Source organism: Aeromonas sp. DSM 116730, from assembly GCF_046581335.1.
Taxonomy (GTDB): domain Bacteria; phylum Pseudomonadota; class Gammaproteobacteria; order Enterobacterales; family Aeromonadaceae; genus Aeromonas; species Aeromonas rivipollensis.
Map to the genome: position 1 here is coordinate 2,978,074 of NZ_CP144265.1, position 26,781 is coordinate 3,004,854.

The following is a 26,781-nucleotide window of genomic DNA, read 5'->3' on the forward strand; positions in this document are numbered from 1 at the left end:
GAAATGCAATTACGTATTTTCTTCCAGAAAGTTATGAAAACATTTTCTTATTTCAGCGACTTATCGGGATTTATCGCCATATTTTTGGCCTTGCATGGAAAATTAATTACCAAAAAGAAATAAATTTACACCATTGAAAGGGGTTTCACCCCATTGAAAACCCTTTCAACTCCATTATTTTGTTTAATGTGTTAACAAAAGTACCAAGCCGGATTCCAGGTTCATCTCCCCCTTAAATAAAAAGGCACCGGAGCGAACTCCGGTGCCTTTTTGCCAGAAATGGTGACTGGATCACATTATGACTGACGCAACAGCTGATCTTTGAGGTTGGGCGGCACGCCACGTATGGTCAGGGTGTCGGTCTGGGGATCGTAGAAGACCCGGCTGTTCAGCAATTTCTGCTCGAAGCTCAAGGTCAGGCCGCCACCCGAGCCGACAAACTTGGTCAGGCCGCGCAGGGTGGAGCGATCGGCCGGGAAGCGATCTTCCAGCTCATATTCCTGGCCGATGAAGCTGTAAAAATCGAGATCGCCATCGCCAGGCAATTCCGCCGACAGCTCCTTGATTTCGATCTCTTCACCGGCGCTCGCCTGCTCGGTGCAATATTTGAAGACCTGCTTCTTGTAATCATTGCGCTCGGCGGGTTCGAGCTGGCGGCTGTCGCAGTAATCGTCCACCGCCTGCAGCAAGCCTTTATTTTGTACCTTGGCATCCATGCCCTCGCGGGCACCCAGCAAATCCATGAAAAAGTCCCCCAGCTTGCGGCCAACCCGCCCCTTGCTGAAGGTGATATAACGGCGAGAATCAGGCTGGGTTTTCCACTCGGTCAGATCGATGCGGGCCACCAGGTTGAGTTTGCCGATATCCAGGTAATGAATGTGACGCAGGTCCAGCGCCTCGCTGACGGTGACGCTCTCCTTGCCCTCCAGCAGGGCAATCATCAGATAATCGACCCCGACATAGTTGTATTTGGCAATCAGCAGCACGCCCTGCTCGTCCAGGGCGTGCTCCACCAGCTGCTTGACCAGCATCTGGGTCAGGGTGATAGAGAAGGGGACGAATTCGGTCTGCTCGCCAAGCAGTTGTTCGAGGGCGATGCGAAAGGCCGGAGACGGCTGCTTGGGAGCCTCTTCACCTTCTGCCAGCTCGGCGACGGCGGCTACGGGGTCGGCAAAGAAACCGAAGCCTTTACCACCCTTGCCGTTGTAGATGCGATGCAGTTCTGCCATCAGCCCTTGCACCGCCTCGTCGGCAGGCAGAGTCTGACTGCGGGTATCGGCGTGCGGCTGACCGTCATTGCCGGCGCGCAGGGAGTGAAGAATGATCTTGTCGATATCGAGACTCATGTCACAAAGCCATAGTGTTAGCCGAAAGGGTGAAGTATTATAAGGCGCTTTGAACCGAGATGAACCCAAGATTATGCCCATCGTATCAAAGTACAATAACGAGCAGTTTGACGCCCTGATGAACGACCTGATCACCGCCCTGGAGAAACACAAGGCGCCGGTGGATCTCAGTCTCATGGTGCTTGGCAACCTGACCACCAACATCATCAACGGTATGGCCCCGGCCCAGCGTCAGGCGATCACCGAGAAGTACATCCAGGCGCTCACCGCCTCGGTGGATCATCGCCACGATGCTCACTGAGTTTCTTCGCATTCTTTGATGTTTTTCAAGCAGATGGATCATTATGGTCGAAACCGGCAACCCCTATCGTGATAACGTCTCTCGCCTGATCACCTGGGGGCATTGGTTCTCCTTCTTCAACATCATACTGGCCATGCTGATCGCGACCCGCTATCTGGGTTCCATCAGCTGGCCATCGACCACGCTCGGGGTCACCTATCTCATCATCAGCTGGATAGGTCATTTCTCGTTCCTGAGCTTCGTCACCTATCTGCTGACCGTCTTCCCCTTGAGCTTCGTGCTGCCCAGGGAGAAGCCCCTGCGCTTCATTTCGGCCATCATCGCCACCCTGGCGCAGGTGCTGCTGCTCATCGATACCCAGGTCTTCCAGCTGTTCAAGTTCCACTTGAATGGTCAGGTGTGGCAACTGCTGCTGGATCAGGCCCAGACCGAAGAGGGCTCTATCTGGAGCATCATCTTCGTCGCCGTGCCCACCATCTTCCTGCTGCAATTGCTGCTGTCGGCCTATGTGTGGCGCAAGATCAACAAGCGCAAGCGTCGCCAGTACGGCAATCAGGTGGGGCTGGCCCTGCTGGTCTGCTTCATGCTGACTCACCTGGTCAACAGCTGGGCCGATGCGACCCTGTATCAGCCCATCACCATGCAGCGCGCCAACTTCCCGCTCTCCTATCCCATGACAGCCCGAAGCTTCCTGGCCAAGCATGGCTGGCTCGATCTCGAGCAGTATGAGAAGAAGGCCGAGAACCAGGGCAGCGCCGAGCATCGCCTGCTCTATCCCCTGCGCCCCCTCAGCGTGAGCGCGCCGAGCGAGCACAAGAACCTGCTGGTGGTGGTGGTCGACTCCCTGCGGGCCGACATGCTCAACAACATCAACATGCCCAATCTGCAGCGCTATGCGGATCAGCACCTCAACTACAGACGCCACATGAGTGGCGGCAACGATGACGCCATGGGGATGTTCGGCCTCTTCTACGGGCTGCCCGGCCACTACTATGGCGACATCCGTGCCGACAAGCGCCCGCCGGTGCTGTTCGACGAGATGCTGCGCCAGGACTACCAGTTCGGCCTGTTCGGTGCGCTGGAAGACGCCAAGCAATATCAGCAGAGCCTGCTCGCCGGCCTGCGCAAGCAGGTGTTTGTCTCCCGCCAGAGTGATGACACTCGCCTCATCGGCGACTGGCAGCAGTGGCTTGGCACCCGCACCGCGGACAGACCTTGGTTCTCTCTGGTCTATCTCTCGAGCCCGGGCGATTATCAGGTGCCCGCCAGCCTCAAGGGCCCCTTCCAGCCCGAGCTGACCCGGTTCAACCCGGCCACCGCCTATAGACCCGAGAACCTGCAAAAGCTGGAGAATCGCTACAAGAACTCGGTGTTCTACACCGATCAATTGCTGGAGCAGATGCTCTCCCGGCTGCAGCAGCAGGGACTGAGCGAGCAGACCATAGTCGTCATCACCTCCAATCACGGCCAGGAGTTCAACGAAACCCAGAGCAACAGCTGGGGCTATGGCAGCAACTACTCTCCCTATCAGGTGCAGGTTCCTTTGGTGCTCGCCTGGCCCGGTGTCGAGAGCCAGCCACAGGAGCAGGCAAGCAGCCACCTGGATCTGGTGCCGACCCTGATGAAGGGCATGCTGGGGGTACGCAACCCCCCTCGCGACTACAGCACGGGGCGCAGCCTGTTTGACACCAGCCCGCGCAACTGGCTGCTGGCCGGCGATCAGAATGACTTTGCCATCTATCAGGACAACACCATCACCCAGTTCAACAAGCAGGGTGACTTCGAGCTGCTGGATCGCAATACCTATCGCCCCATCAAGCACGGCACCCCGGACATGGGCGCCATGATCCAGGTGATGAACGAACTCAACCGCTTCTATCGCACCCCCTAGGTGCTCTGATGGATCCAATCAGCCCGCCTTCTCGGCGGGCTTTTTATTGTCTCGAGATCCAGTCGGGACGCCCTCTTCCCCTCCACCGGCCAGTGCCATTCGCAAACGTATGCCCTGCAACTACTGACTCTTCTCTCAAAAAACCTCAGTCCGATCAAGATCATAAAACAAAGATGATAATGATTATCAATCGTTGATACAGAGGGATTCATCTGCAATAATCCGCGCCCTTCAGGCTTAAATAAAAATCATTATCAACAATGAAAACACTGCTTCACTACTGGCCCATGCTGCTGTCCGGTACAGCCCTGGCCGCCAGCGATCCCGCCGGGACAGATCCCGAACCCAGGGCCCACGAGACCATAGTGGTCAAGGGGCAGCGCATCGAGCAGAAGCTGTCCGATATCTCTGGCTCCATCACAGTCATCACGGAAGAAGAGCTGGATCGCCAGGTCGCCACCGAGCTCACCGATGTGTTCAAGAACGAACCCGGGGTCTCGGTGACCGGCTCCGCCGGTCGGCCGCAAAACATCATCATCCGTGGCATGGGCGGTAACCGGGTGCTCATCATCAAGGATGGGGTGCGGGTCAGCGACGGCTTCGGCGCCGATGACCTCAACGACAAGGTGGGCCGTTTCAGCTTCGATCTCGATGACGTCAAGCAGATCGAGGTCGCCAAGGGTGCCGGCTCCTCCCTCCATGGCTCCGACGCCATCGGCGGTACCATAGTCATCTCCACCAAGCAGCCGGAGGACTACCTGCAGGGGCAGGATGCCTATCTCGGCGGCAAGGTGTTGCAGGACGGCAGCAGCGACAAGCAGAAGCTGAGCGCCACCGGCGCCGCCCGGGTGCTGGATAGCGAGCACCTGCTGCGCCTCTCCGGCTGGCAGGGGCACGAGACCGCCAACTATGACGAGAGCCGCATCCCGGCGGATCTGGACGGCCTCAGCGCCTCCACCAGCTCCCGCTTCCCGTTAAGCGATCACCACCTGCTGCGCCTCGAGCTCGACTACTTCGAGGACAATGCGCAGCGGGATCAGGGACCACGCGAAGTGCCCCAACCCGATGGCAAGTGGCAGGTGCGCCAATACCACGAGCAGGGCAGCCAGCGCACCCAGGGGGGCAAGCTTGGCTGGGAGGCGAGCGATCTCGGCAGCCTGCTGGCGGATCAGTTCACCTGGAGCCTCTATGGCAACCACTCCAAGAACAGCGCCAACAAACGCAGCCTGCTGCAAAACGACCTGCTGAGCGGCTATCCCCGCTACCGCAGCGAGCGGGAGCTCTCGACCTTCACCGAAGACCGCGTCGGCAGCGAGCTGGACGTGCGCCGGGATCTCGTCACCGGCGACCTTGTCCACAAGCTGAGCTACGGCGTCGAGCTGGAGCGTACCCGCCACGAGCGGCCGGTGGAGAAGCTGAGCCTGGAGGCGGGCGTACCCCAGCCCAGCCAGTCCGAGCCCTTCAGCAGTGCCCGCACCGACCGGGCCGGGGTCTGGCTCGGCGACGTGGCGACCCTGGGCCGGTGGCAATTCACCCCCACCTTGCGCATGGATCACCAGTGGCTGCGCCCGCAAGATGGCAATCAGGGCGAGAACCACAGCTGGCATCTCTCCCCGAGCCTGGCCACCAGCTACCGCGTCAACGAGCAGTGGCGCAGCTGGCTCAGCTATGCCAACGGCTTTCGGGCTCCCTCCTACGACAAGGTGTACGGCAACATTCCCCACTACTTCGCCCTGCCGCCGTTCCAGATCATCGCCAACACGGATCTGAAGGAGGAGACCAGCCACAGCTTCGAGTGGGGTTTGAGTGGCGAGGGGGAGAGCTGGAGCATCAAGCCGGCCCTCTTCTACAACCGTTACTACAACTTCATCGACTGGCGCGAGGTGGGGCTGCGCCTGAGTGACGGCGTCATACTTCGCCAGTACCGCAACGTGGCCAAGGCCGAGACCTGGGGGGCGGAAATCGCCGCCAGCTACTGGCTGACCCAGGAGTGGGAGCTGGCCACCAAGCTCGGCTGGGTCGACGGGGAAGACAGCCAGGGCGAGGCGCTGCGCACCCTGACGCCGCTGGAGGGCAACACCCGCCTGAGCTACCAGACCCATGACTGGAGCCTGGGGATGCAGGCGGACTACGCCGCCGCCATGGACAGGGTGCCCAGCTGCGGCAACAGCCTGACCAAGCGCCAGGATGCCTGCCTCACCAGCGCGGGCTGGTTCAGCCTCGCCATGACGGCGGACTGGCTGATCACCGATGCCCTCAAGGTCAACCTCAAGCTCGATAACCTGTTCGACACCCGCTACACCCGCTATCAGGACGTGGCCGGGCTGGAAGCCGGTACCGACGCCGGACTCTTCACCCAGAGCGGCCGCACCTTCAGTGCCAGCCTGCGCTACACCTTCGTGGGGATCTGATGCACAGCCTGCTTGTACTGGCCAGCCTGCTGGCCACCCCGGCCCCTGTCGCCCCGCTTCCTGAGGCAACCCAGGAGGCCGCGCCCCTTATCCCCGAACGTCCACAACTAATGAAGGGGGAGATAGCCCGCCTCGATCCCTATGGCGGCTGGCGTGACGACAGTCGCCGCGCCCCCGAGCTGCTAACGCTGCTGCGCGAGCAGAACCGCTGGACCGAACAGCAGCTCGCCGGCCAGCAGCCGCTTGCGAAGACGCTGCAAGCCGAGTGGCAGGCCCGGGAGCGGGGCGACCCCCTGCCAGAGGAGTGGCTGACCGAGGCCGGCAGCCAGTGGCGCATGGCGGCGGACGGCAGCCTGTGGCAACGCAGCGACACGCGCTCCGCCCCCCGCCAGCGGCTGGCCCCCCGTCAACCCGACCAGGGTTATTACGAGATTGCCGCCTGGGCCCTGCACCCGGATGGCCGCCTGCTGGCCCTGGCCGAAGACAGCAGAGGGGATAGGGACTACCGCATCACCGTGCTGGATCTGGCGAGCGGCGAGACGCTCGCCTCTTTGCCACACCGCGCCAGCGATCTGCTCTGGAGCCTGGATGGCAAGACCCTCTATACGGTCGCCAACGAGCGCCACACCCTGCGCCCCTGGCAACTGTGGGCCTGGCAGGCAGGCAAGGAGGCGCTGGTGCACCAGGAGGCCGATCCCGCCTGGCTGCTCAGCCTCTATCGCACCACGGACAAGCGTCACCTCATCTTGCAGAGCAACAACCACGACAGCTCGGAGCAATACCTGCTGGATGAGGGCGGTCCTACCCTGCTCAAGCCCCGTGAGAGCGGGCTCGAGTACTACCTGGATACCCAAGGGGACAGGGTGCATGTCAAGAGCAACCGGGACGGGGCTATGGGTCTCTATCAGGCGCCCAGCCTGGCTCAGGTAGCGAGCGGGCCCTGGCAACCCCTCTGGTCAGGCGAGGGCCGGGAACTCGAGAAGTGGCGCCTGTTTGCCCACCACACTGTGCTGCAATACCGCAAGGCCGGGGACGACTGGCTCGATGTGCTGGATGCAGGCGGCAAGCTGACCCACAGCCTGGCGCTCACCGAAGGGGCCGGCACGGCCTGGATCCAGGGTGCCCACGACCCCGCCAGCCAGCAGATCCTGATCCGCCGCCAGGGCATGGCCGAGCCGCCGCACCAGCGCTGGCTGGATCTGGCCTCCGGCACCTGGCGCCAGGAGCAGCCGGCCTCCTCCTCTCCCTACCAAAGCGAGCGGCGCTGGGTGGTGGGCCGGGACGGCGTCCGGGTGCCTGTCTCCCTGGTGTGGCGCAAGGACATTCAGGCCCCCAAGGCACTGCTGCTCTACGGCTATGGCGCCTACGGCACCCCCATGCGCCCCTACTACCAGCCCCAGGTGCTGAGCCTGCTGGATCGCGGCTTCGTCTACGCCATTGCCCATGTGCGCGGCGGCGGCCTGCTGGGAGAGTCGTGGTACAAGGAGGGTCGCGGCCAGCAGAAGCAACACAGCGTGGACGATTTCCTGGTGGTGGCAGAGAGCCTGGCCCGGGATCCCGCCATCGATCCCGCCCGGCTGTTCGCCATGGGCGGCAGCGCCGGCGGTCTCTTGGTAGCGGCTGCCCTCAATCAGGCGCCGACCCGCTTCGCCGGGGCCGTGCTGCAGGTGCCCTTCGTCGATCTGCTCGGCACCATGCAGGATCCCGAGCTGCCCCTCACCCGCCAGGAGTACGGGGAGTGGGGCAATCCGGCCATCCCGGCCGACTATGCGGCCATGCGCCGCCTGAGCCCCTACGACAACCTGCACGCGGCCCCCTACGCGCCCCTCTATGTGACGGCCGGGCTGCACGACAGCCAGGTGCCCTACTGGGAGCCCCTCAAGTGGCTGGCCCGCCTGCGAGCCCACAGCACAGGGGCCGGCCCCTATCTGCTGCACACCGAACTCGAGGGGGGCCACCTGGCCAATCCCCGCACGGCCGAGCTGCGCGCAGCCCGGGAGTATGCCTTCCTGCTCTCCCTGGCGGGGGTCCGTCACTGATGCCCGCATTCACCTTTTCTGTTTTGGAGTCACCCATGAAACCCTCCTCCCTGGCCCTCTGGCTGGCGGCAACCCTGCTCTCCCAGCCCCTGCTGGCGGCCGAGCTGCAGTTTGTCGATGAACAACCCCTGACCACCAGGCCCCAGGCCTGGCTGGAGCAGCGCCTCGGCGTGACCCTCGCCCCCGACTACGACAGGGCCAGCCTGCTCGGCCACCACCATAGCTTCCGCATGCTGGTCAACGGCCTGCCGGTGGCCACCACCCAGGCCGCCGTCAGCATAGACAGCGCCGGCAGACCCTGGCGCCTCTATCACAATCTGCGCCCCCTGCAGAGCGCAGCGCCCGGCTGCGATGCCAGCACCAGCCTGGATCCCCTGCTGGACTTGCTGCGCGCCGATGGCAGCCAGATAGTGCCGCTGGGACAGGTCGAAGCCTGGTACTGGCGCGACGGCGACACCCTGGTGCCGGCCCTGCGCCAACGGGTGAGCGAGCACAAGGCGGGCAATGCCAAGGCCAGCCGAGTCCAGCTGTTTGCCAGTTGCGACGGCGATCGCGAGCTCGGCCGCTGGGGGGATCAGGCGAGCACCCAGGCGCTGCGTACCCCGGATGCGGGGGATCTGCGGGTCCTGGCGCGGGTGTTCGATCCCGATCCCCGCACCCAGTTGCAAGACGCCAGCCTGGTCTGGCACCAGGCCCTGGTGCTGGCAGATGCCGCCTATCAGGACAAGGTGGCACTGCCGGTCACCCTGCTGGGCAATGACTATGTGCTGAGCGGCCCCCACGCTCGAGTGGTGGATGCCATCGAGCCCACTACTACCCCCTACGGGGCAGACAGCCAGCAGGCCTTTCGCCTGACCCGGGACGACCCGGGCTTTGCCGACATCAACGCCTACTACCACCTGGATCTCGCCCAGCGCCACCTCAAGGCGCTCGGCTTCACCGACCTCATCCCCGGCGCCCTCGACGTCGACACGGACGCAGGCTATCAGGACAACTCTCTCTACGATCCGTTCGAGCGCAGGCTGGAGCTGGGCCGCAGTGGCGTCCCCGATGCCGAGGATCCCATGGTCATCTGGCACGAGTTCGGCCACGGCGTGCAGCACCACATAGTGCCGGATCTCGGGGAAGAGGGTGACTGGGGCGCCATCGGCGAGGGCTTCGGCGACTATCTGGCCGCCAGCCATCGCCAGCGCAGCGAGGCAGGCCGCCAGTTCGAGCCCGCTATGGTGTTCAACTGGGATGCCCGCTTCACCGACCGCACCCCGCGCCAGCTGGACGATGCTCGGGCCCGCTACCACCCGGACTACAACTACCCGGCCCACCGCACCATCAACGGTAGCAATGGGGATCAGCTGTGGGGCACCCCGCTGTTCCAGGCCCTGCTGGCGTCGGTGGCCGAGCACGGGGAAGGGGTGAGGGACGAGTTCGATCGCGTCATCATCGAATCCCACTTCGGGCTGGGCCCCGCCATCCGCATGCCGCAGCTGGCCCGCATCACAGTGGACACGGCGGCCCGGCTCTACCCGGCGCGCGCCTATGCCCGCCATCTGGAGCAGGCCTTCCGCCAGCACGGCCTGTTGCAGGCGCCCGTCAACATAGCCCTGGCCGAGGGCAGCGCCCTGGTGCTGGATCAGCGCCAGTCGGTACAGCTGAACCTGAGCAACCCCGGCAGCGCCCCGGTGACCCTCAACGCCCTGACCCTGTCCCTGCCCGCCGGCTTGCAGGCCGATCCCCTGGCCTGGTCAGCGACCACACTGGCGGCTGGCACCAGCACCATCGCCACCCTGCGGCTGCTGGCCACCAGCCCGCTGGCCTGTGGCGACGAGGTGAGCCTGCCGATAAGCCTCGCCATGAGCGGCACCAGCCCGACCGAGCGTCAGTGGCAGCAGTCGCTGACCCTGCCCATAGGCACCCCCGTCATCAGCCGGGCCAACGGCCAGCCGCTGGCCCTCAAGGATGCCCAGAGCGAGGAGGTGCGCGGCATCAGCGAAACCAGCCTGGTACTGGAGAAGAGCGACGCCCGGGTGAGCGATCGCCTGCAACTGAACCTGGACTTGCAGCACCAGGCCCTCGATGAGCTGGAGATCTGGCTCAACTCCCCCTCAGGCACCCGCATCCAGATCTGGGACAAGGGGTACAGCCCGTTGCCACGGCTCAAAGGGGTCTTCCCCACCGAGCTGCTGCCCCTGCAACCCTTCACTCCCCTGGAGGGAGAGCCGCTGGCCGGTCGCTGGACCCTGGAAGTGGTGGACAGCAAGCCGGGCAATCAGGGGCGCATCAACGGCTGGAGCATCAGCCAGCGCATCGGCGCCCAGTGTGGTGAGCCCGTCGCCCCGCCGGATGACGGCATCATCCACTTCAACACCGCGGACAGCAGCGGGGGCGGAGCCCTCAACCTGCTCTGGCTGCTGCCGCTGGCCCTCTGGCGCCGCCTCTGCCGTCGCACCTGATCCATCCCTATAAAAGCAAAAAAGAGGGGCCAAGGCCCCTCCAAGGACAAGAAATGAAGATGAGAATGACCCCGCTGGCCTGTCTGCTGGCTCCCCTGCTCAGCGCCTGTGGTGGTGGCGAGTCCGATGAGGCGCCCCTGACGCCCCCCGACTATCGCCTCACGGTCCAGCTGCCTGCGGCGGGCACCCTGTGCGTCAACCTGAACCAGAACGACAGTTGCGAGCCCGGCGAGCCCGTGGTCAGTGGCGAGGCCGGCGCCCGTCAGTTGAGCGCCAGCGCCCCCAGCCTGCTCACCAGCCCCTTGCTGTTCATCCCCCGGGATCCGGGCGCCCTGACCCTGACCCACCCGGCGGCGCGCCTGGATGATCAGCACCTCACCCCCACCCCCTTGAGCACCCTGTTGCAGACCCGGGTCGCGGACGGGATCCCGCCAGCCCAGGCCCTGGCCGAGCTGCTGCTCGCCCTGGCGCCCCTGCAACCGGGTCAGGGACTCGCGGCCCTGGCGCAACTGGAGGAGTTCAACAGGGCACTGGAAGCGCTCGCCCTGGCGACGCGGGATGACGCCGCCAGCTTGCCCGCTCTCGCCGCCAGCGATCGCCAGCGCCAGATCTGGCAGGGGCTGGTCACCCTGCTGCCCGAGCTCGCCCAGCACTTTGCCGCCAGCCCCGAGCTGCTGAGCCAGCAGACAAGGCTCGCCGCCGTGCTGCAGCAACAACGACCCCGGGCGTTGGTGACCGCCAGCGGCGTCACCACCTACACGGACGGGGTGGATTACCTGCTGACCCAGGAGCCTGCCGATCACCCGGGCCAGGAGGCGAGCCTGGGCCAGGCGCCACTGCGCTATCGCAAGCTGGACGGCAAGGGGCAGCCCCTGGCGGACAATGCCCCCGACTGGGAGTGCGTGGAGGATCTCAATACCGGCCTCATCTGGGAGAAGAAGCTCGATGATGCCGACAGTCCGCGGGATCTGCACAAGGTCTTCGCCTGGGAGTTTGGCAACTATCACCCCAGTCAGGCGGAGCTGGATTATGCCTGCCCCCAGGGGGAGGCCATCTGCTCCACCGAGCAGTATCGCCAATGGCTCAATGCGCAGCAGCTGTGCGGCATAGGGCACTGGCGTCTGCCCACGGCCCAGGAGCTCGGCAGCCTGCAGCACTACGGCTCCCTCGCCCGCCAGGATGGCCAGCTGGTCAGCCTGGATGTGCGCTACTTCCCCGACGTCGGTCCCTCCAGCGGCGACTTCGATGGCAGCTACTGGACCCAGACCCTGACCCCATCCCGGCGCCTCGAGAGCGTCCCCATCGCCGTCATCAGCCCCCAGTTTCTGGGGGAGGATGCGGGCACCGATTACCCCTATGGCGTCCAGAACGAAAATGAAATCAATGCCATACAACTGCGCCTAGTAGCCGAGGTAACCCGATGAACAAGTATCTTCTGACCCTGCTGCTCACCCTGTGCAGCCCCCTGGCACTGGCCATCGCCATCTGCGACGACAGCCTGCCGCGCACCAGCCCAAGCTCCCGCTTCCTGGATCGCGGCAACGGCACAGTCACCGACAGAGCCTCAGGCCTCACCTGGATGCGCTGCCAGCTCGGTCAACGCTGGCAGAATGGGAGCTGCAGCGGCGAGCCGACCCGGCTCTACTGGCAGCAGGCCCTGCTGACCGCAGAGCGGATCCGCACCGAGCCGAGCCATGCCCTCCACGGTTTCGGTGGTCACACCGATTGGCGCCTGCCCACCATCAAGGAGCTCACCAGCATACTGGAGTCCGCCTGCTACAAACCCGCCCTCAACGAAACCCTCTTCCCCCGCGCCATGGCCGGTGACGGCAAGGAGGTGAACGACGGCTATGTCTACCTCTGGTCCTCGACCCCGGTACCCGCCAGCAAGGGCATCGCCTATCTGGACATCACCAGTGGCGCCGTCGGCATGCGGGCCCCAGGTTCCTGGGCAAAGCAGGTGCTGCTGGTAAGGTGAGCCGTCCGGGCGGGGACTCCCCTGCCCGGTTTACTCCCGAATGGCCTTTTTGTGGTGGAAGGCGTCAAAAAAGCATCAAATTACGTCACCCTGTGCCGGTTCAGGCTGGTTTTGCGCGCCGGAGCGCTGGCGTGAAACGGGCAGAGCGGTTAGTCTAGCGGCGTTGAACCAATCCCATGAGGTACAGATGAAAACCGTATTGCGTTTTAGCCTGCTGGGCGCCTTGTTACTGGGCGGCCATGCCTTCGCCGCCGAACCGAAAAAATTTGATATCAGCATGTTCCCTGCCGCCGAAGTGAACCAGGAACGTGTCGTGATCCGCCTGCCGGAAGTCGAAAACGAAGCCGACATGATGGTCGAGCTGCAAGTGGGCAAGAAGATGCTGGTGGACTGCAACCTGCCCCGCTTCGCCGGCAACCTGGAACAGCACAGCGTCAAGGGCTGGGGATACAACTACCTGACTCTGGGCCAGGTCTCGGGTCCCGTCAGCACCCTGATGGCCTGTCCGGATGGCCAGAAGAAAGAGAGCTTCGTCCAGATCTATGGTCAGGGCTTCTTCGTGAACTACAACTCCAAGCTGCCGTTCGTCATCTATGTGCCGCAGGAGTATGAAGTGCGCTACCGTCTGTGGCGTGCCGACAACCTGGCCCAGCCAGCCATGATTGAATGAGTGTCCAACGCTCAGGTTCAGCCAATTCATGAACACAAAAAAGGCGCCGAATGGCGCCTTTATTTTATTGTTTTCACCCCGCAGAGAGCGGGTGCAGCTGTACAAAACCTGACATAACTCCACTATTTTTCAGGCTTTTTGTGCAGCTGACCGCAAAATTCACCCTCGGGATGAGACAAAGGCTGTTCGATAAAAGATATTTATTAACATAGTGAGAAAATTGATTTTGCACTCTGCGACGGCCTGATGATACTTGCCCGCAAAGGTCAAACTAACCAGAACAAGAGCACTATGAGCTTCGAATCAGACAAGCGTTTCAACGACTTCAAACATTTTCCCCGTGGCCTGCGTCGCAGTGGCGAATTCACCGTGGCCGAAGCGGACAGTCTGGAAAAATATGGCACTGTGATGCTGGCGCTCTATCAGGGCAACCTGGCCCCACGTGATGACGTAGAAAGTGCCTTCATCGAGCAGGTCAAGTCTGGCGCAGCCGGCAGCAACCCCCACGCCAAGGTATGGTTCAAGTACCTGAAGGTGATTGGTCCCAAGCGGGTGCACCGTCTGTGCACAGTCGCGGGTGGCGCCAATGAGGACACGGGCGGCAGCTTTGAAGGTGGCGGCGGTGGTGGCAGCGACGAGTCCCTCGATTAATGGATACCGAGCTGCTTCGGACCTTCATCGAGGTCAGCAAGACCCGGCACTTTGGCCGGGCCGCCGAGAATCTCTACCTGACCCAGTCGGCGGTGAGCTTTCGGATCCGCCAGCTCGAGCAACAACTCGGGGTCAGCCTGTTTGCCCGCCATCGCAACAACATCCGTCTGACCGCCTCCGGTGAGCGTCTGCTGCCCTATGCAGACGCCATCTTGCACACGCTAGGCCGCGCCAAGCAGGACGTGGCCCTCTCCCCCGGTTTCAGCCAGCAGCTCGCCATAGGCGCGCCCGCGGTGTTCTGGGAGCTCGACTTCAACGACTGGCTCAACCACGTCTATGCGCTGGCCCCCGGTCTCGCGGTGCGGCTCGAGACAGCCTCCCGCGAGCACCTGTGCCGCCAGTTGCTGGAGCGATCTCTCGACTTGGCCCTGCTCTCGGAGCCGACCAAGATAGACGAGATAGCCCTGCACCCCATAGGCGAGCTGGTGTTCGAGCTGGTGAGCCGGGAGCCTGCCGCCAATGCGGACAGCCTGATGCAGATGCCCCATATTCACCTCGACTGGGGCACCAGTTTCGAGCCGCCCTCGAGCCGGTTGCAGAGCCTGCAGAAGACCCCGGTGCTGCATTCGAGCTCAGCCAGCATGGCGCTGCAGTTCGTGCTGGCCAATGGGGGCGCCGCCTATCTGCCGCGGCGTATGGTGAGCCCCTTCCTGGAGCAGGGACAACTTCACCTGGTGGAAGGGGGGCAGGCGCTGAGCCGTCCGCTCTACCTCGCCTATCTGGAGAAATCCGATCGCCGGGAGCTGATCGATCAGCTGCTCACCCTGCCGCTGGGTTGGGATGGCGCAGATCTGCGGCTACCATCCGCCGAGTAGCCGGGCTTCAGCCTGATCAGCATGAAAAAAGGGGCCAAGCGGCCCCTTTGTTATGGATGCGTGCCATCAGTCGTGGTGACGGCGGTCGTTGGCCTGGGCCAGCAGGGTGCGGCTCTCGCGCAGGAACTCGTCGGCATGTTCGCCGAAGAAGCCGGACACTTGCGAGAAGGCCTCGATAAATCCAGCTCTGTCCCCCCGTTCCAGCAACCCCAGCGCCTCGCCGAAGTTCTGGTAGTAACGGCGGATCATCGCCAGGTTCTGCGGTGACGACAATATGATGTCGGCATAGAGGTGGGGATCCTGGGCAAACAGCCGCCCTACCATGGCGAGCTCCAGCCGGTAGATGGGGGAACTCAACGCCAGCAGACGGTCGATGTTGGCCTGCTCCCGGGAGAGGTGCCAGCCGTAGGCGAAGGTGGCGAAGTGGCGCAGCGCCTGGATGAGGGTCATGGCCTCGTCGTGGGCCTTGGCCTCCACCTGCTGCAGCCGCGCGCCCCAGATGGTCATCTGATCCAGCAGCCACTGGCTGGCGGCAGGGTCACGGCCCTGACAGCAGACGATCACCTGCTTGGCAAGGCTCGCCACATCCGGCCCGAACATGGGGTGCAGCCCCAAGACAGGCCCCTGGTGCACCGCCAGCATATGCTCGAGCGGCGCCGCCTTCACACTGGTGACGTCCACCAGCAGGCAATCTGCTGGCAGCTTGCCGAGTCGGTCGATGATCTGGCAGGTGATGTCGATGGGCACCGCCACCATCACCAGACCCGCATCGGCGAGGATCTCGTCAGAGCGCGGCCAGTCGCCCTGCTCCAGGCTCTCGACCCTGTAGCCGGAGAGGCCGAACATCTGGCCGAACAAGCGGCCAAGCTGACCTTGGCCGCCGATGATGACCACCTTGCCAAGATCCGGCTTCATGCACTTGAAGTGGTTCTCTTTTTCGCTGGCCGACTCGAGGATGTAGGACTCGCGCATCACCCGGCGCAACACGTCTTCGATGAGATCGCCGGGCACCCCCAGCAGTTCGGCCTCGGCGCGGCGGCGTGCCAGCATGCTCGCCTCCCTGTCCGGCGCATAGATGGGCAGGCCGTGGCGGCTCTTCACTTCACCCACTTCCCCCACCAGGGCCAGACGGGCGGCCAGCAGATCAATAAGCTGCCTGTCCACCACATCTATCTTGTCCCTGAGGGCATTCAACTCTTCAGCCATATCCAGTCCCTGCCGGCGCCGCTGGCGGCGGCGCCCTGTGATTCAAGAGGCAACAAGGTATCACCGCGTGGGCAGTGATACCTCTATGGTTCAATCAGTTACGACAAGATACCACGACTTACAGCGCGGTTCTGCTCTTGAGCGGCGCCGCCAGCTGGCTGTGGCAGCGGGCCAGCAGGGTTGCCGTGGTCTCCCAGTCGATGCAGGCATCGGTGATGGAGACGCCGTAGCGCATCTGCTCCTTGGGCTGCTCGCTGGACTGGTTGCCCTCGAACAGGTTGGATTCGAGCATCACCCCTATGACGGAGCGGTTGCCCTCCTGGATCTGGTGGATGACGTTGTCCGCCACCTTGGGCTGCAAACGGTGATCCTTGCTGGAGTTGCCGTGGCTGCAATCCACCACCAGACCGGGCAGCAGACCCGCCTTTTCCAGCGCCTCTTCCGCCAGCGACACATTGACCGAATCGTAGTTCGGGTGCTTGCCGCCGCGCAGTATCACGTGGCCATCCGGGTTGCCCTGGGTCTGCAGCAGCGCGACCTGACCCTGCTGGTTGATCCCCATGAAGGCGTGGGGGCTGGAGGCCGCCTGCAGCGCGTTGATGGCGGTCCCCAGGTTGCCGTCGGTACCGTTCTTGAAGCCGACCGGCATGGAGAGGCCGGAGGCCATCTCCCTGTGGGTCTGGGATTCTGTGGTACGGGCGCCTATGGCCGACCAGGAGAAGAGTTCCGCCAGGTATTGCGGGCTGATGGGATCGAGCGCCTCGGTCGCGAGCGGCAATTCCAGCTCCGCCAGCCAGCAGAGCAGCTCGCGGGCGCGGTGCAGCCCCAGCTCAACGTCGAAGGTGCCGTCGAGATTCGGGTCGTTGATAAAGCCCTTCCAGCCGACAGTGGTGCGTGGCTTCTCAAAGTAGACCCGCATGACAATGTAGAGAGAGTCCTGGTAGGCATCATGCAGCGCTTTGAGTCTGGTTGCGTACTCTTTGGCGGCGTCCATGTCGTGGATGGAGCAGGGTCCACAGATCACCAGCAGGCGGTGATCCCGACGGTGGATGATGTCGGCTATGGTAGTGCGGGCCCCTTGCACGAATGCCAGCGCCTTGTCGGAGATGGGTAACTTCTCCTTGAGCTGGGCAGGCGTGATCATCACTTGTTCGGACTGGATATGGATGTTGTTCAGGGGGTCTCTTTGCATTTTCTCATTCTCTCTACTGTATTTAAGCCAATTGCGCCAAGGTGTATTTATTTATTTACACGAGTCAGCGCTTTGTTACGCAACCGCCCTCACCTTACCAAGGAAAAACAAACAATCAAGTGAAACTAGCGGTTTTCTGCATCAACAGATGGATTAATGACCACTCCCGTGACCAAAACAGCCAGAAAGTAGCGTGTAAAAGCTCCCCTGCACCACGGAAATCGTAAACAAATAATTCCACCCTACACCTCATCACTCCCGGGGCTGGCCTGCCGCCATAAAAAAGCGGGGCACCTGGCCCCGCTTGCGTTCCCGTGTTGCTCTTCTTTTATTATTTGCCGTGGGCCTTGATGACCGCCACCGCCTTGTCCGGGAAGTCGCTGAACACCCCATCCACATCCGCCTGATAGAGGAAGATGTTGAGCAAGTCGGTGAAGTCTTTCGCATAGGCCGGGATCTGCCCCTGATCCTGGCGGAAGGTATAAGGGTGCACCTTGAGACCGGCGGCGTGGGCCTCCTTGACCATGGTGGTGAACACCGGCTTGCCGAGCGTGCCCGGCTCGGGGACTATCATCGGCTTCCAGGGGCCTATGCCGTCGGCGTAGCCGGCTATGGTCTTCATGGCCCCCGGCTTGAACATCCAGTCATAGTCGTAGGGGGTCGCCTGGCCCTTGGTGTCGTAGACCATGGTCTCGTTCCAGTCGGTCTCGGCCATCAGCTGCACCAGCTTCAGGTCCATGCCCAGCGCCGGCATCAGCTCGCCGTTGATGCGCTTGAGCTCATCCACATCAAAGCTCTGCAGATAGACTTTGTCGCCCTTGTCGGTGTAGCCGTACTCCTTGAGCACGGTAAGCACGGCTTTCGAAATGTCCTTGCCCTCGTGGCGGAACAGCCAGGGGGCCTTGATCTCCGGGTAGATACCGATGTTGTTGCCGGTGCTCTTGTTGAGCCCCTGGATCATCTCTATCTCTTCCTGGAAGGTGTGGATCTTGAAATCGGACTTCCACAGCGGGAACCGGGCCGGATAGACGGGCACCTGCTTGCCCTCCACCAGCTGGAACGGCTCCGTCATGCGCAGGGAGCGCACCTCGGCCAGGGTGAAGTCCACCACATAGTAACGACCGTCCGCACGGGCGCGGCCGGGGAAGCGCGTCGCCACGTCCGTGATGCCGTCGAGGAAGTGATCGTGCATCACCACCAGCTGGTCATCCCTGGTCATCACCAGATCCTGCTCCAGGTAGTCGGCACCCATGCCATAGGCCAGCGCCTTGGACTCCAGGGTGTGTTCCGGCAGATAGCCGGAGGCGCCACGGTGGGCTATCACTATCTTGCCGTCATCGGCGGCCAGGGCGGGCAATGCGAGGGCAACCCCGAGGCCAAGGGCCACAAGGGAGAGGTGAGGTTGTTTCATAAAAACGGCTCTTTGTTATTGTTTATTGGATGTAGGTAGTTGTTATAGCAGAGGTTTATTGCAGTTTATCGGCGGGCGGCAAAGGCCGCCCGCCTTGTCATCAGCTTGCCTTGGGCAGAGCGTGATGGTGTTGCTCCAGCCAGGCGTGCAGTTGCTGCTGCTCAGGCTGGGACAGGCGCAGCCCCAGCTTGCTGCGGCGCCACAGTATGTCTTCCATCGAATGGGCCCACTCGCGGCTGATCAGATAGCGCACTTCCGACTCGTACAGCCCGGCACCAAAGTGCTGATCCCGCTCCTCGTGCAGCCAGAGACGGGCATGACTGCCATAGGCCTCGGCGATGCGGCGGGCGCTGCGCTCATCCAGCCAATCGAATTCGAGCATATAGGCACGAGCCAGCTCGGCGGTGGAGCAGTCGAACTCGCCGCCGGGCAGACGGCTGCAGGCCGTCCAGTCATCCCCCATCTGGCTGAACCAGGGCTTGAGCTTGTTGCAGGCGGCCTGGGCCAGCTTGCGATAGGTGGTGAGCTTGCCGCCAAACACCGACAGGAGCGGCGCCCCGTCGGATTCACCTGAGAGCTCCAGGGTGTAGTCGCGGGTCACCGCCTGGGGAGAGTCAGACTCGTCATCGCAGAGCGGCCGCACCCCGGCATAGGTCCAGATGACCTCGGAGGGCGCAATCTGGCGGGTGAAGTGGGCGTTGACCACCTTGCACAGGTAGCTGATCTCGGCCTCGCTGATCTTCGCCTCCCGCGGGCTGCCATGGTGCTCCACGTCAGTGGTGCCGATGAGGGAGTAGTCCTGCTGATAGGGGATGACGAAGACGATGCGGTTGTCCTCGTTTTGCAGGATATAGGCCTCTTCGCGCTCATGGATGCGCGGCACTATGATGTGGCTGCCCTTGATGAGGCGGATGCCGCGGGGGGATTTCTCGTGCAGGCTCTCGTCATAGAAGGTCTTGACCCAGGGACCGGCCGCATTGACCAGGCCACGGCAGGTGACATTGAACTGCTCGCCCCCTTCCCGCTCCAGGGTCAGGGTCCAGTGTTTGGATCCGCGCACTGCCTTGACGCAGCGGGTACGGGTCTGCACCTCGGCGCCCTTGTCCCGGGCCATCATGGCGTTGAGCACTACCAGGCGGGCGTCGTCGACCCAGGCATCCGAGTATTCGAAGCCCTTGTTGATGCCGCTCTTGAGGCCATCTTGCGGCAAGAAGCGCAGACCGCAGCTGCCCTTGAGCTTGTCGCGCTTGGCCAGGTTGTCATAGAGGAAGAGGCCGGCGCGGATCATCCAGGCCGGGCGCAGGTGCGGGCGGTGCGGCAGGCGAAAACGCATGGGACGGGCGATGTGCGGCGCCATGCCGAGCAGCACCTCCCGCTCCGCCAACGCCTCTTTCACCAACCTGAATTCGTAATGTTCGAGATAGCGCAAGCCACCGTGGATCAGCTTGCTGGAGTTGGACGAGGTGGCCGAGGCGAGATCCTGCGCCTCGAACAGCGCCACCTTCAGCCCCCGCCCCGCCGCATCCGCCGCAATGCCGACCCCGTTGATGCCGCCGCCGACGACGACCAGATCATAATGTTCGCTCATGTTCACCTACTTTCTTATTTTGTGTTCGCCATGCCGGCAATGTTTGATTTCGCTCATATTAGAACATGAAAAAATGATAAACGAACATTTTATGAGGGAAATGTGATCGCGATTGTTCTGACAATGCTAAGAATGCTGCCGGTCGGTGACAAGATGCCACCCCGAGCCTTGCCATGGCCCTACTGCCAGGGCGAATCTGCCGCAGCGGATGCGGGCGCGGCAGCCCGAGGCCGACAGGGCCCGACTCTGAGAGGGCCACCAGCACAGAGACACACCACGCAGGACGAGGAGAGAGCCGTAGTTTTTAGCTCAAGTCGTGCAGCGACCAGCAGAGTGCGGCGCCACAGGGACAAAGGGGAAAGGTAGCAGGAGCAAGGCGGCCGCCATGGGGAGAGGCCCGAACAGACGGCGACAAGAAAGCGGCCGCCCGGTGGCGGCCTGATGCTAATACGGCGTGGGGAGACTCAGCAGATGTGGCAGGCTATCTGATGCTGGGACATCAGTCGCATCAACTTCTCCGGCGGCTCCTGATCCGTGAACAGTGCGTGGATCTGGTTGAGGTTGCCGAGATTGACCATGGCATTGCGGCCGAACTTGGTGTGGTCGGCGGCCAGAAACACCTGGCGGGAGTGGGCTATGATGGCCTGGGCTATCTTCACTTCGTGGTAGTCGAAATCGAGCAATGAGCCGTCGTTGTCGATGCCGGAGATGCCGATGACGCCATAGTCCATGCGGAACTGGCCGATGAAGTCACGGGTCGCCTCCCCCACTATGCCGCCATCCCGGTTGCGGATCTCGCCACCGGCGATGATGACGGTGAAGTCATCCTTGGCGGTGAGAATGCTGGCGACGTTGAGGTTGTTGGTGACCACACGCAGCTCCCGGTGATCCAGCAGGGCGCGGGCTATGGCTTCCGTGGTGGTGCCGATGTCGATGAAGAGCGACGAGCCGTCCGGAATGTTGGCGGCCACCTCGCGAGCGATACGCTCCTTCTCCTTGAGCTGCATCACCTTGCGGGCGCTGTAGGCGGTATTGACGGTACTCGAATGCAGGGAGGCCCCGCCGTGATGGCGCCTTATCTTGTTCTGCTCGGCGAGATCGTTCAGATCCCGGCGAATGGTCTGGGGGCTGACGTCAAAATGGGTCACCAGATCGTCGGTCGAGACAAAGCCCTGCCTTGTCAGGACGTCCAGGATCTCCAGATGTCGTTGGGTTTGCTTCACGCTTGCACTCCGCTTGAAAGACGAAAAAAGGCCCCGGCATTGCGGGGCCTTTGGCAGTGTACCCTATCCCTTTTCGAATCGATAAGGGCAGGATCACGTTTTATGCCTTGTCGGCAGCGGCCTTGCGGGCCGCCACGGCGATGTTCTCATGCTTGAGGGTCATTGCCAGCAGCACTATGGAGAGCACGCAAGATGCGGTCAGCACCATGAAACCACCGTCCCAGCCGAAGTGGTCGACTGTGTAGCCCAGCATGGCGTTGGCCGCCACGGCGCCACCCAGATAACCGAACAGACCGGTGAAGCCCGCCGCTGTACCGGCCGCCTTCTTCGGCGCCAGCTCCAGCGCATAGAGACCGATCAGCATGACGGGGCCATAGATCAGGAAGCCGATGGCGACCAGTGCCAGCATGTCGACGGTGGGGTTGCCCGCCGGGTTGAGCCAGTAGACCAGCACAGCCAGGGTCACCAGCACCATGAAGAGGATGCCGGCCGGGGCGCGGCGGCCCTGGAACATCTTGTCAGAGATCCAGCCGCACAGCAGGGTGCCCGGAATACCGGCCCACTCGTACAGGAAATAGGCCCAAGAGGAGTGATCCACGCTGAAGTCTTTGGCTTCTTTCAGGTAGGTCGGCGCCCAGTCCAGCACACCGTAACGAATGAGGTAGACGAAGGCGTTGGCAATGGCGATGTACCACAAGAGCTTGTTGTGCAGCACGTACTTGACGAAGATCTCCTTGGCGGAAAACTCCTGCTCGTGACTCTCGTTGTAATCCTTCGGGTAGTCGTCCTTGTACTCCTCGATGGGGGGCAGCCCCACGGATTGCGGGGTATCACGCATCACGAAGAAGGCGATCACCGCAATGGCGGCGGCAGCAGCAGCCGGTACATAGAAGGCACTGCGCCAGTCATTGAACCAGCCCATCCCCAGGATGAACAGCGGACCTATCATGCCGCCGCCCACGTTGTGGGCCACGTTCCAGACCGCGACCACTTCGCCCCGCTCCTTCTGTGACCACCAGTGCACCATGGTGCGACCACAGGGCGGCCAGCCCATGCCCTGAACCCAGCCGTTGAGGAACAGCAGCACGAACATGATGGCGATGCTGGAGGTGGCCCAGTGCACTGTCCCCATCATGAACATGATGCCGGCCGAGAGCAGCAGACCGGCGGAGAGGAAGTAGCGCGCATTGGAGCGATCCGACACGTTCCCCATCAGGAATTTGGAGAGACCGTAGGCAATGGAGACGCCAGACAGGGCCAGGCCCAGATCACCGCGGGAGAAGCCCTGCTCGATGAGGTAGGGCATCGCCAGACTGAAGTTCTTGCGCACCAGATAGTAGCCGGCATAACCGAAGAAGATCCCGAAAAACACCTGCCAGCGCATGCGTTTGTAGAAGGGATCCACCTTGTCGGCCGGTAGCCGCTCTATGTGGGGTGCAGGCCTGAAGAGACTAAGCATGTTCTGCTTCCTTATTGTTGTTATGGGCGGTTGAGGGTGCCCCGATCATGCCTGCGACCAGATGAGTCCTTATTCGCAAGCGAGCCTATTGTGCTCATTTGTGAACATTCAATCTGTGATGAAGGCTAAATTATTGCAGTTTTATTACAAAAAATGTCACCTGGTGAGTGATCGCTCATCGGCCGCCAGCCCTTGCAGGGCAAGGAATTCAGGTACCCACTAAGGAGTATTAACACCGCTAACAGTTGCTTTTCGTCACATTTTCTTAGCAATGAATGGGATCTTGTCCACATTTCCGGTGGCGGGGGTCTGGTGAATTGGCACAGAAGGTTTATTTTCTCTCTCGTCCAAGAACGAGCGCAAACGAGCATAACGTTTGCGTCAGCTCAAATAACAAGAAGAAACGTTTTCGGACGCAAAAAATGGGAATGCAAGATAACGAAACGGAACATCAAACCTACTCTGGGTGGATATAAGGAATAACAACTATGAGCATACAAAGACCCAATACCCTGCTCGGCGAGTGCCTCGCCGAGTTTATCGGCACCGGCCTGCTGATCTTCTTCGGCGTCGGTTGCGTGGCCGCCCTGGTGCTGGCTGGCGCCAACTTCGGGCAATGGGAAATCTCCATTACCTGGGGCCTGGGGGTCGCCATCGCCATCTACGTGACCGGCGGCATCTCTGGCGCCCACCTGAACCCGGCGGTGACCCTGGCACTGATGACCTTCTGCGGCTTCGACAAGCGCAAGGTGGTGCCCTTCATCATCGCCCAGATAGCGGGTGCCTTCGCCTCCGCCGCCCTGGTCTACTTCCTCTATGGCAACCTCTTCACCCAGTGGGAACTGACCCACAACGTGGTGCGCGGCAGCGTAGAGAGCCTCGGCACCGCCGGCATCTTCTCCACCTACCCCAATGCCCTGCTCTCCAACATGCAGGCATTCGCGGTCGAGCTGGTGATCACCGCCGTCCTGATGCTGGGCATCATGGCGCTGGGTGACAACAACAACGGTGCCCCCAAAGGCTTCGCCGCCGCCCTGCTGATCGGCATACTGATCGCGGTGATCGGCGCCTCCCTCGGCCCCTTGACCGGTTTTGCCATGAACCCGGCCCGTGACTTTGGTCCCAAACTGTTCGCCTTCTTTGCAGGCTGGGGCGATGTGGCCCTGACCGGCGGTCGCGACAACCCCTACTTCTGGGTTCCCATCCTCGGCCCCATAGTCGGCGCCCAGCTGGGTACCGCTCTGTATGTGAAAGTGCTGGCTCCCTGCGTCCCGGGCAACCGTGTCGTGACCGAAGAAGCCGCCAAGCTGTCCAATAAAGAAGAGGCCGCCGCCTAAGAGCGGTCCCCCCAAACGTGGAGAACATCATGTCTGCTGAAAAGAAATTTGTCGTCGCGCTGGATCAAGGTACCACCTCCTCCCGTGCCATAGTGTTCGATCAGGACGCCAACATAGTCGCGACCTCACAGCGCGAATTCACCCAGCACTACCCCAAGGCGGGCTGGGTCGAGCACGACCCCATGGAGATCTGGGCGACCCAGTCCTCCGTCTTCACCGAGGTGCTGGCCAAGAGCGGCCTGCACAGCGAGCAGATCGCCGCCATCGGCATCACCAACCAGCGTGAAACCACCGTTGTCTGGGAGAAAGCCACCGGCAAGCCCGTCTACAACGCCATCGTCTGGCAGTGCCGCCGCACCGCGGCCATCTGTGAAGAGCTGAAAGCCCGCGGCCTGGAAGAGTACGTACGCGAGAATACCGGCCTGGTGCTGGACGCCTACTTCTCCGGCACCAAGGTGAAGTGGATCCTGGACAACGTGGAAGGGGCCCGCGAGAAGGCGATGAACGGCGAGCTGCTGTTCGGCACCATAGACACCTGGCTGGTGTGGAAGATGACCAACGGCGAAGTGCACGTCACCGACCCGACCAACGCCTCCCGCACCATGCTCTACAACATCCGCGATCTGAAGTGGGACGAGCGGATGCTGGACGAGCTGGGCATCCCCGCCTCCATGCTGCCGGAGGTCAAACCCTCCTCCGAGGTGTATGGCTATACCACCCGTGGCGGCGGCTCCCGCATCCCCATCGCCGGCATCGCCGGTGACCAGCAGTCTGCCCTGTTCGGCCAGCTCTGCTTCGAGAAGGGGATGGCCAAGAACACCTATGGCACCGGCTGCTTCCTGCTGATGAACACGGGCACAGAGCCGGTTCGCTCCAACAACGGCCTGCTGACCACGGTCGCCATCGGCCCGAAAGGGGAAGTGAACTACGCGCTGGAAGGGGCCGTGTTTATGGGCGGCGCCACCATCCAGTGGCTGCGCGATGAACTGAAGATCATCCACGATGCCCGCGACACCGACTACTTCGCGAGCAAGGTGGGGGACACCAACGGCGTCTACCTGGTACCGGCCTTCGTGGGCCTGGGCGCACCCTACTGGGATCCCTATGCTCGCGGCACCATGGTCGGCCTGACCCGTGGCGCCAACCGCAACCACATCATCCGCGCCGCGCTGGAATCCATCGCCTACCAGAGCCGCGACGTGCTGGATGCCATGCAGCAGGACTCCGGCATCAAGCTGGCAGCACTCAAGGTTGACGGTGGCGCCGTCGCCAACGACTTCCTGATGCAGTTCCAGGCTGACATGATGCACACCCCTGTGGTACGTCCGACCCGCATCGAGACCACCGCCATGGGCGCCGCCTTCCTGGCAGGCCTCGCCGTCGGCTTCTGGAAGAGCTCCGACGAGCTGGAAGACAAGTTCAGCGTGGACAGGGAGTTCATTCCCCAGATGGACAAAGCCGATCGCGCCAAGCGTTACAGCGGCTGGCAGAAGGCGGTCGAACGCTCACGCCGCTGGGCGGAAGAGGATTAATCGGGCAACCCATGCATCCTTGAGATGAAAACGAACGAGGCCGACAGCGATGTCGGCCTCTTTTTATTGGCGAGCGCGGGTGTTCTGACCGCACCTGACCCCAGCCCTCCCCTTGCCAAGGGGTGGGAGAAAATGACCCCTCCCCCTCCCCCTAGTGGAGGGGGAGACCGGGAGGGGGTTGGCACTGTCGGCATGCCCTCTACAACGCCTCGGCGCCGAGCTGCTCTTTCAGGAAGTCGAGCCATACCCGCAGCCGGATATCCCGCTGGGCATCGGAGTAGAAGACCGCATGAATGGGGCGCGAGGCGCCGCTGTTGCTGCGGGCCAGCACCTCCACCAGGGCCCCGCTCGCCCTGTCCTCTCCCGTCATGAAGTCCGACAGGCAGACGATCCCCTGCCCTCCCAGCGCCAGCTGGCGCAGGGTCTCGCCGCTGCTGGCCCTCAGGGTCGGGGTGATGGCGAACCTGTCCCCCTGCTCAGTGCTGAGCAGGGGCCAGTGGTTGAGGTGATCGGGGTGCAAAAAGCCGAGCAGCTCGTGGCCCGCCAGCAAGTCAGCTGGCTGGCGCGGGGTGCCGCGTGCCTTCAGATAGTCGGGGGACGCGAGCAGCCGCAGCTTGGATCGCCCGAGCGGCAGGGCGCGCAGGGAGGAGTCCGTCAGCTCGCCGATGCGAATGGCCATGTCCACCCGCCGCTCCATCAGGTTGATGAAGCCCTCGGAGCTGTGCAGTTGCAGCTCTATGCCGGGGTAGCGGCGGCGGAACTCGCCAATGATGGGCACCAGCCGGTGCAGGATGAAGGGGGTGGCGGCGTCGACTCTCAGAATCCCTTCGGGTTGTTCCCGGCGCATCAGCAGATGGCTCTCCGCCTCGCTCATCTCGGTCAGCACCTTCACCGCTCGCTGATAGAACCAGCGCCCCTCCTCGGTCAGGCTGACCCGCCGGGTGGTGCGGTTGAGCAGCACTGTGGCGAGCTTCTCCTCGAGGCGCTTGATGCCGCGGCTCACCACGGAGTTGTCCATGCCGAGGTTCTCCGCCGCCTGGCGAAAACTGCCCGCCTCCACCACGGCCACAAACAGGGTCAGTTCATCGGAATGGGTCTTCATTGTTGTCATCCTGGCAAGAGTCATGGGGCTTTATAGGCGCAGTGGCCTGGAGTTGGCAAGACCTGCGTCGCGCCGTCGGCGCTCTCCCTTCGCCGTATCGTGACGCACCGCCTGTTTTA

General features: G+C 62.5%; 20 protein-coding genes. 12 read left to right on the plus strand and 8 right to left on the minus strand.

Features of this window, described 5'->3' with window-relative positions; genetic code table 11:
* Positions 1-296: 296 nt before the first annotated feature.
* Positions 297-1,346: a nucleoid-associated protein YejK gene (yejK, locus tag Aeroheme_RS13480; RefSeq protein ID WP_411166020.1), complete on the minus strand. Its 1,050-nt coding sequence runs from the start codon at positions 1,344-1,346 to the stop codon at positions 297-299.
* Positions 1,347-1,419: 73 nt separating this feature from the next.
* On the opposite strand from yejK, the gene Aeroheme_RS13485 reads away from it, so the two are divergent.
* From Aeroheme_RS13485 to hdfR, 10 genes are all read left to right on the plus strand, one after another.
* Positions 1,420-1,647 (plus strand): DUF1414 domain-containing protein, encoded by a 228-nt coding sequence (locus Aeroheme_RS13485; RefSeq protein ID WP_011705556.1) that lies wholly within the window; start codon positions 1,420-1,422, stop codon positions 1,645-1,647.
* Between the two features lie 43 nt (positions 1,648-1,690).
* Positions 1,691-3,538: a DUF3413 domain-containing protein gene (locus Aeroheme_RS13490; protein ID WP_106887279.1), complete on the plus strand. Its 1,848-nt coding sequence runs from the start codon at positions 1,691-1,693 to the stop codon at positions 3,536-3,538.
* A gap of 260 nt (positions 3,539-3,798) precedes the next feature.
* Positions 3,799-5,949, plus strand: coding sequence for a TonB-dependent hemoglobin/transferrin/lactoferrin family receptor (locus Aeroheme_RS13495; protein WP_411166021.1), 2,151 nt, complete (start codon positions 3,799-3,801; stop codon positions 5,947-5,949).
* Complete coding sequence (locus Aeroheme_RS13500; RefSeq protein ID WP_411166022.1) at positions 5,949-7,988, plus strand: prolyl oligopeptidase family serine peptidase; 2,040 nt, start codon at positions 5,949-5,951, stop codon at positions 7,986-7,988. The genes Aeroheme_RS13495 and Aeroheme_RS13500 overlap by 1 nt, the downstream gene beginning before the upstream one ends.
* Before the next feature lie 35 nt (positions 7,989-8,023).
* Positions 8,024-10,438 (plus strand): proprotein convertase P-domain-containing protein, encoded by a 2,415-nt coding sequence (locus tag Aeroheme_RS13505; RefSeq protein ID WP_411166023.1) that lies wholly within the window; start codon positions 8,024-8,026, stop codon positions 10,436-10,438.
* A gap of 65 nt (positions 10,439-10,503) precedes the next feature.
* Complete coding sequence (locus Aeroheme_RS13510) at positions 10,504-11,862, plus strand: DUF1566 domain-containing protein (RefSeq protein WP_411167250.1); 1,359 nt, start codon at positions 10,504-10,506, stop codon at positions 11,860-11,862.
* Positions 11,859-12,416 (plus strand): DUF1566 domain-containing protein, encoded by a 558-nt coding sequence (locus Aeroheme_RS13515; RefSeq protein ID WP_411166024.1) that lies wholly within the window; start codon positions 11,859-11,861, stop codon positions 12,414-12,416. Before Aeroheme_RS13510 ends, Aeroheme_RS13515 begins: the two co-directional genes overlap by 4 nt.
* A gap of 187 nt (positions 12,417-12,603) precedes the next feature.
* Positions 12,604-13,086, plus strand: a complete 483-nt coding sequence (eco, locus tag Aeroheme_RS13520; protein WP_005328180.1) for a serine protease inhibitor ecotin — start codon at positions 12,604-12,606, stop codon at positions 13,084-13,086.
* Between the two features lie 291 nt (positions 13,087-13,377).
* Positions 13,378-13,737, plus strand: a complete 360-nt coding sequence (gene maoP / locus Aeroheme_RS13525) for a DUF413 domain-containing protein (protein WP_162627362.1) — start codon at positions 13,378-13,380, stop codon at positions 13,735-13,737.
* A complete protein-coding gene (hdfR, locus tag Aeroheme_RS13530; RefSeq protein ID WP_025326467.1) occupies positions 13,737-14,612 on the plus strand; it encodes an HTH-type transcriptional regulator HdfR in 876 nt (291 codons plus the stop codon). The genes maoP and hdfR overlap by 1 nt, the downstream gene beginning before the upstream one ends.
* A 66-nt stretch (positions 14,613-14,678) precedes the next feature.
* Here the strand turns inward: hdfR and tyrA are convergent, their stop codons facing one another.
* The 6 genes from tyrA to glpT all read right to left on the minus strand — a co-directional run bounded on the left by tyrA (position 14,679) and on the right by glpT (position 22,691).
* Entirely contained in the window at positions 14,679-15,818 is a 1,140-nt protein-coding gene (gene tyrA / locus Aeroheme_RS13535) for a bifunctional chorismate mutase/prephenate dehydrogenase (RefSeq protein WP_411166025.1), read from the minus strand.
* Positions 15,819-15,936: 118 nt separating this feature from the next.
* A complete protein-coding gene (locus Aeroheme_RS13540; protein WP_408781879.1) occupies positions 15,937-17,010 on the minus strand; it encodes a 3-deoxy-7-phosphoheptulonate synthase in 1,074 nt (357 codons plus the stop codon).
* A gap of 331 nt (positions 17,011-17,341) precedes the next feature.
* On the minus strand, positions 17,342-18,421 hold the full coding sequence (gene glpQ, locus Aeroheme_RS13545; protein WP_411166026.1) for a glycerophosphodiester phosphodiesterase: 1,080 nt from the start codon (positions 18,419-18,421) through the stop codon (positions 17,342-17,344).
* A gap of 100 nt (positions 18,422-18,521) precedes the next feature.
* On the minus strand, positions 18,522-20,009 hold the full coding sequence (gene glpD / locus Aeroheme_RS13550; protein ID WP_411166027.1) for a glycerol-3-phosphate dehydrogenase: 1,488 nt from the start codon (positions 20,007-20,009) through the stop codon (positions 18,522-18,524).
* Positions 20,010-20,473: 464 nt separating this feature from the next.
* Positions 20,474-21,232 carry a DeoR/GlpR family transcriptional regulator gene (locus tag Aeroheme_RS13555; protein WP_005328190.1) on the minus strand — a complete coding sequence of 253 codons (759 nt, stop codon included), beginning with the start codon at positions 21,230-21,232 and terminating at the stop codon, positions 20,474-20,476.
* Positions 21,233-21,332: 100 nt separating this feature from the next.
* On the minus strand, positions 21,333-22,691 hold the full coding sequence (gene glpT / locus Aeroheme_RS13560; RefSeq protein ID WP_168235412.1) for a glycerol-3-phosphate transporter: 1,359 nt from the start codon (positions 22,689-22,691) through the stop codon (positions 21,333-21,335).
* Between the two features lie 488 nt (positions 22,692-23,179).
* On the opposite strand from glpT, the gene Aeroheme_RS13565 reads away from it, so the two are divergent.
* On the plus strand, positions 23,180-24,028 hold the full coding sequence (locus Aeroheme_RS13565; protein WP_005327692.1) for an MIP/aquaporin family protein: 849 nt from the start codon (positions 23,180-23,182) through the stop codon (positions 24,026-24,028).
* A 29-nt stretch (positions 24,029-24,057) separates the two neighbouring features.
* Positions 24,058-25,560: a glycerol kinase GlpK gene (glpK, locus tag Aeroheme_RS13570; RefSeq protein WP_290028755.1), complete on the plus strand. Its 1,503-nt coding sequence runs from the start codon at positions 24,058-24,060 to the stop codon at positions 25,558-25,560.
* 199 nt (positions 25,561-25,759) lie between these two features.
* Here the strand turns inward: glpK and Aeroheme_RS13575 are convergent, their stop codons facing one another.
* Positions 25,760-26,662, minus strand: coding sequence for a LysR family transcriptional regulator (locus Aeroheme_RS13575; protein ID WP_289975457.1), 903 nt, complete (start codon positions 26,660-26,662; stop codon positions 25,760-25,762).
* Between the last annotated feature and the right edge of the window lie 119 nt (positions 26,663-26,781).